General features: G+C 63.9%; 8 protein-coding genes. 2 read left to right on the top strand and 6 right to left on the bottom strand.

From position 1 onward, the window contains the following. Nucleotides 1–272: 272 nt before the first annotated feature. Complete coding sequence (locus tag AB0E05_RS36280; protein WP_361971859.1) at nt 273–539, top strand: winged helix-turn-helix domain-containing protein; 267 nt, start codon at nt 273–275, stop codon at nt 537–539. 250 nt (nt 540–789) lie between these two features. Here the strand turns inward: AB0E05_RS36280 and AB0E05_RS36275 are convergent, their stop codons facing one another. The 6 genes from AB0E05_RS36275 to AB0E05_RS36250 form a co-directional block, all read right to left on the bottom strand. Then, a complete protein-coding gene (locus AB0E05_RS36275) occupies nt 790–1,932 on the bottom strand; it encodes a methyltransferase domain-containing protein (protein ID WP_361971857.1) in 1,143 nt (380 codons plus the stop codon). Between the two features lie 10 nt (nt 1,933–1,942). Beyond that, nucleotides 1,943–2,806, bottom strand: coding sequence for a radical SAM/SPASM domain-containing protein (locus AB0E05_RS36270; protein ID WP_361971855.1), 864 nt, complete (start codon nt 2,804–2,806; stop codon nt 1,943–1,945). Nucleotides 2,807–2,842: 36 nt separating this feature from the next. Continuing rightward, nucleotides 2,843–3,007 (bottom strand): hypothetical protein, encoded by a 165-nt coding sequence (locus tag AB0E05_RS36265; protein WP_361971853.1) that lies wholly within the window; start codon nt 3,005–3,007, stop codon nt 2,843–2,845. A gap of 128 nt (nt 3,008–3,135) precedes the next feature. Further along, nucleotides 3,136–3,348: a hypothetical protein gene (locus AB0E05_RS36260; RefSeq protein WP_361971851.1), complete on the bottom strand. Its 213-nt coding sequence runs from the start codon at nt 3,346–3,348 to the stop codon at nt 3,136–3,138. Between the two features lie 505 nt (nt 3,349–3,853). Then, nucleotides 3,854–4,069 carry a hypothetical protein gene (locus tag AB0E05_RS36255; protein WP_361971849.1) on the bottom strand — a complete coding sequence of 72 codons (216 nt, stop codon included), beginning with the start codon at nt 4,067–4,069 and terminating at the stop codon, nt 3,854–3,856. Further along, the gene (locus AB0E05_RS36250; protein ID WP_361971847.1) at nt 4,069–4,215 is read right to left on the bottom strand and encodes a hypothetical protein; all 147 of its coding nucleotides are present in this window, start codon (nt 4,213–4,215) and stop codon (nt 4,069–4,071) included. The genes AB0E05_RS36255 and AB0E05_RS36250 overlap by 1 nt, the downstream gene beginning before the upstream one ends. A gap of 377 nt (nt 4,216–4,592) precedes the next feature. Between AB0E05_RS36250 and AB0E05_RS36245 the strand changes: the two genes are divergently transcribed. Then, nucleotides 4,593–5,918: a tetratricopeptide repeat protein gene (locus tag AB0E05_RS36245; RefSeq protein ID WP_361971845.1), complete on the top strand. Its 1,326-nt coding sequence runs from the start codon at nt 4,593–4,595 to the stop codon at nt 5,916–5,918. Nucleotides 5,919–6,007: the final 89 nt, after the last annotated feature.

The following is a 6,007-nucleotide window of genomic DNA, read 5'->3' as shown; positions in this document are numbered from 1 at the left end:
TACGTGCTGGGAAACTAGCCCGCGTGGTTCGGAGGGGGGCCGCAAGGAAAAGGACCTGCACACGGCAGGAACCTCGCCAGGCGGCCTACCCTGTGCTTCAGCTCCTATTAGCTGATTGACGGAAGCCCCGATAGACCGATTAGGCCCGGTCTGTCGGGGCGCTTTCGTATTGAAGGGCTCACGCTAAGCCAACACGTCTAACTCGTCTACCTATCTAACAGATATGCCTGTCTAACTCGTGTGGATTGATCCCGGTGTCTACGCTTGCCCTCATGTCTGAAAGCCCACGCTCACCGCACGGCCCGCGCGCGCCGTACATGCGGGTTCTCGACTCGCTGACTGCTGCTATCGATGCGGGGACGTACGCGCCTGGTGATCCGATTCCTTCAGAAGCGGAGTTGTGCGCGGAGCATGGGGTAGCTCGGATGACCGTTCGTCGAGCGGTGCGGGAACTGCGGGACCGCGGGGTCATCTACACGGAGTGGGGGAAGGGGTCGTTCGTCGCGCAGGCCGAGGAAGACGACCAGGGCGACGCGTAGGCGGCTGCACACTAGGCAGTTGGAGCCCCGCCCATGCGCCACGGGGGCAGCACACGGACGGGGCCTTTGTGGCACTCTCACCGCTCCGTGGAGCGGCACCCCGCATGCGAGGGCGGACCGGGGCGAGAGCCTGAGCCCGTCAGCTCAGATCGGGCACGTCTGCCCGTGCTCGGGGCTGGTCCGATCGGGAGTGCCACGGTCCGGCACGGTGAGCTTTCGAACGGTCATGCCGTCCGCCGTGCCGGAGCTTTCATGCCCCCATGGTCGCCTTCCACCGGCCACGGGACAGATGAACGACACCATCCGGTGTGATGCGTGCCTGAGCTCCGTACAGGGGCAATCCGCCCTCTGTGAGCATCCGGGTTCGGATGCGTTCCAATGCGTCCCACAAACGTTGTGGTCCGCCCTGGTGCACGGTGGGTGAGTCGGTCCACTCGGCGGAAGCGCGGGCCCATGATCCGTCCGGGTGGACGAGATAGGCAGTGCGCGTTCTTCCGCTGGTCTCGTACCCGGTTTCCACACCGGGTGTGGTGACTTCCAGCATGGACCGGACTTCCCAGGCTGCCGATACGTCCACTACGGGGTACCGGCCAGTGCTGGCGTCGTCCCCGTCCGCTTCCCGAGCGAGTGCGAACACCTCGGCGAGGGCGGGCGGGTAGTCGTCGCCGGACCGGGCGAGCATGAACCCGGCCATGTCTCGCTCAACCACGCCGACTACGTCCCCGTTGGCGTGCTTCCATCCGGTGAGGATCAGGGACGTGCGGCCGATCGTGGTTGCGAGCCGTCCGCCCTCGCGGAGTGCGCCGAGCACGGGCCGAAGTCCCGGACCGGGTGGCATTCCCACGGTGGCAACGATTCGGTCGTACGTCCCCGGAACCTCGGCTGTGGCATCCAACGCAAGGAACCGGGGCCGGAGCCCCATCGGGGCCAGTCGTTCGGCTGCCACACTGGTCAGATACGGGTCCACGTCCACGCTGGTCACGTGGTCGCTGCCGAGCCGGAACGCGGCATACGCAGTGAGCCCGCCTGCTCCGGTGCCGAGGTCAAGCAGACTGAGCCCGGCCCCGAGCCGTCCATGACGCAGCATCCGAACGACCAAACTCGGCAGCGTTGCCGAGGACGTAGGCAGCCCCTCGGCCTGGTCGCCTGGCTCGGCGTGGTCAGCGTGCAGCGCTCCGACTCGGGTGATCAGCGACCGATCCGAGTAGGCCGCATCCATCCACGCGGTGGGGTCCGACGCACCGTCGCGCAGAGTCCATCCGCCCGCGGGTTCCCTTTCCCACCAACGTGGGACCAACTCGTGCCGGGGCACCCTTGCGACCGGCGCGAGCCACCGCGAGTCAGGGTCGGCCACCTTACCGGCGAGTGCTTCCGCCCTTGCTTCCCAATCCATGGCGGCCCTTTCAGTAAGCGGGATCACAAGCTTCCGTGTTGGCAGGGTCGCAGTCGCCCGAATCGTCGGGCGGGCACGCCCCGGCGCGGAGAGGCGGGATGCTCGCAGACAGGTCGGCCCATGCCGTCCCGCCGAGCAGATCGCGGAGCCTGGTTTCCCGGACGTTGCCACACGGGAAGTTCCGGGCGAGCACGCAGCCGGCGAGATCCCCGTTCGGAAGTACGGCAGCACGTCCACGGGTGCACTTCCCGCACAGGTCGTCCACCGTGGGCGCCTGTCCGGGGAGTGCGCCCCTTCCGACCGCACGAACCCTGTCGATGTTGATGTGCGTCACGCCCATGCGGTTCAGCTCGGCACGCGCTTCCCTGACGCGCTGCCCGTCGAGCACGTCCACGATGCCGACGTACAGCGGGATTCCGCGGCGTAACGCCTCCTCGATGTTGCCGCGGGTGCGGAGGTACGACCCGGGCTTACCCGTGATCTTGTCGTGTTCGTCGGGGGTGTCGCTGTAGTAGCTGGTCGCGAGGGTCACCCCATCCCGCTCGAACGTCTCCCACCAGGACCACGCGACGTTGAACAGGTTCGAATACACCTGAACGCCGAGCCCGAGCGAGAGCGCGTGACCGGTGAAGCTGCGCCACTGCGGGTGAACGGTCGGCTCGCCCCCAATGAGCTGAACACGCGGGATGCCGAGCGCGGCAGCATCAGTGATCACCTGTCGCCAGTCGGCGGGGGTCATCGTGCCGTGCGTCGCCTGCGGGCCGGAGTCCGACAGGCAGTGAGAGCAAGTCAGTTGGCACTTGCCGGTGATCTCCAGTTCAAGGGTCTGGATACCTGCGACCGGGCGGGTGGGCGGGTCAATGAGCGTGGTCATACGTCGGTCCCTTCCGCGTGCTGTTGAGGAGTAGGGCTAGTCACTGCGGTGTTCGTCAGCCAGCTTGTTCGCCGCGTGCTTGACAGCCTCCGCAGCCACCGCCCGGATTTCCGGGGGCAAGGTGGTGTCACGTGCCGCCTCGGCGGCTGCTCCCATATCTGCGATCGTCTGCAACGCCTCGTCGCGCGGTTCCTCGGCCATCGGTGCTCCTACTTGGTTGTTGTTGAGCCCGTCCGGCTGCCGACCTTCCCCGCCGATGTAGGGGAGCAGCCAAACGGGGGTTGTGCCCGCACTCTGGTGGGACGTGGTCACCGCCAGAGTGCGGAGTCTCAGTACAGAACCTGACCGCTCGTTCTGAGTTCGGCCAACTCTTCTTCCGAGGGCTCTAGGTCGGCATGTCTGCCGTTCATGTAGTCGCGGACGAACTGCCAGAGTTCGGCGCGGCTGACCGTTATATCGATGTCCGGGTTGTTGCCGTGCGACAGGTACACCGTGCGTGTGCCATCTGAGAGAGGGGCGCCGGCTTTCGGAATAATGATCACTGCCTGATCAGGCTGTTGATCATCAGCCCGAGGCAGCCTCCAGCGATACCAAAGAACAAGGTGATAGCGAAACGCTTCATGTGCTAGCCGCCTCGGGCGAGGGCTCCGGGGTCGGCGGGCACCAACGCACCGGTTCCCGGTGGATCTCGGCGAACAGGTCGTGTCCGGTGCAGCGGAGATGGAACCCCATCCACTCATGCACGTATTCGCGGTCGGAGTTCTCCCCATCTTCCGGGGGCGGTGCGGAATCGCTGCACTTGGCAGTGATGCACACGGCGGACAGTTCCGTCTGTATGTCTGGGACGGGCACGGGACGCCAGCCCTTGTGCCGACCTCGTTCAATCATGCTGCTACTCCTGTACAAGGTGGGGGCGGTCCCGGACGCCACGACGGGGGCGCAATGGCGACCGGGACCAGGAGCAGGAGGGGATCGTCGTCCCCTTCGCTCCTACCGCTCTCGCGTAGCTTCTTTGGCGCCGGGGGACGCCGATACGCGAGGGCGGAGTCAGAGGGTGTTCCTGCTGTTGGCGTTCAGCTCTGCAACAGCCGGCCCGAGCACGGCCGACGTCGCATCGCTCAAGTCCTCGGTTTCTGCGTCCCACTCACGGCCACCACCACGGGGGCGGAGTGCGTAGCGGGAGCCCATCCGGGCCATGACGACGCCGACCTTTTTGGTGGCGGAGTCGTACACGACCGTGCCGTCTGCGTAAGGCGCACCCATCAGGGCACCTTCTTCGTGTCCGTCGAACGCCGATGCGGATGTTGGCGGATCATCTGCCGCAGCGCGTACTGCGTCCCGAGGGACAGTCCGGCATGGTCAAGCCTGTGTGCGGCCACGATGCAGATCACGCAAAGCTCAGCCGTCATGACGCCTCCACCGTTCCAGCCTGCTGGGGAATCGCCGGCTCGGAAGCAGCTCGGTGCGGTGGAGCCGAAGTAGCCCGGCCCGCAGCCTGATGAGGGTGGTATGACTCCGGTCGTACCCGGAACGCGGGATGACGTCGGGTACCAAGCCCCAGCAGCCACCGACGATAAGCACGAGCAGTAAGGCCACGTCGTCGCCCTGGTGCCTGGTGCCTGGTGCCTGGTGTCGTTGCCCATGTTCGTCAGCCCGTGCCCCTTCGTTGTCGCTCGTCGTGACCTCGGTTCGCTCTAGGCAACCGGTCAGTCACGCTCAGGGGTACCGTTGAGGTAGCACCTTGGGCATAAGAGCGTTAAGCGCTTGAAGGCGAGGAGTTGACCCGGTGGCGACCCGTGAACCGAACGAAGGTCTTGCCAGCCTGCACCGCGAGACGGGATGGACACTGCGCCAACTTGCGCAGTGGGTTAACCGTGTCGGCACCGAGCGGGGCACACCGACCAAGTACCAACAGCCGTCCGTACACCAGTGGTTGAACGGACACATGCCGAAGGAATCGACACGTCCACTAATCCTAGAAGCCCTTTCGCGCAAGTTAGAACGGCCTGTCACACACACGGAAGCCGGCTTCCCCGCTCCTGCCTTTAACGCAGAAGACTGCTCCGTCGTGGAAGAGCTAATTGACCTAGGGAGACAGGACGTGGAGCGACGTCATTTTCTCGGAGCAAGCCTCTTCTCTATCGTATTGACCATTCCTGATTGGCCGGACGTTATGGGCAGAATGGAGGCTGTTCAAGCTGGAGTGAAACCACGTATAGGAATGTCAGAGGTTGAACTGGTCACTCAAATGACTGATCGCCTTTCTGAAACCTACGATGACCTTGGAGGTCGCCATACTCGCCCCATGGCAGCCGCATTTCTGGTGAACACCGTAGCCCCCTATCTGCGATCAGATGGCCCCACCGAGATTCGGAAAGCCATGATGTCGGCTGCCGCCTTTCTTTGCTATCTGACAGGCTGGATGGCAGTTGACGAAGGGGCTCAAGGGACCGCGCAGAAGTACTACGTCAAGGGCTTGGAACTTGCAGGCGCAAGCGGCGACCACATGGCGTACTGCCACATCCTACGCGGGATTTCCGTTCAGGCTGTTGATCTGGGACATGGCTCTATGGCAGTACGTCTAGCGGATGCGGCCTCGGCAACTTCTCCGCAGACCGGGCCACGTGTGCGCGCCTTCATGACAGGTCAACAGGCCCACTCCTTTGCGGTCGCCGGTGACCGTAGCGAAGCACTACGGTGCATTAGAGAAGCCGAACGGTCCATGAATCAAGCCGAAAGCACCTCGCAGACATTCGGAGGCTACGACCCCGCCACCCTGGCATATCATGAATCTCAGGTCCGGTACGCGCTGGGAGACGTAAAGGGAAGTGTCGATTCCCTCAAATCGCATTTCCGCCTGCGAGACCCTGACGACACAAGACGCTCCGCACTGCGATTCAGTTCCATGCTGGCGGAACGGCAGCTTGAATTGGGACTTCTAGACGTTGCCTGCCAGACATGGAGGCAAGTTCTTGATGAATACCCATCAGTTCGCTCCGGCAAGGTGGATCGGCATGTTGCAAGTATCCCGAGACTTCTCCAGCCTCATCGAACTAATGCAGCTGCACGAGAAATCTACGAGCGATCTTTGTTGAGCATCAGGCGCTATTGATCCGAAACGCTTTGGGTTCGGGTTCGTTGACAGCATGTGAGTGATCTGGTGGGGGATGCGCGGACGTGGTCGCCGGACGTGCAGGAGGC

It is taken from the genome of Streptomyces sp. NPDC048057, from assembly GCF_040653095.1.
Lineage (GTDB): Bacteria > Actinomycetota > Actinomycetes > Streptomycetales > Streptomycetaceae > Streptomyces.
Note: the sequence above shows the minus strand (reverse complement) of the source record. Positions and strands in the feature narration are given on the sequence as shown.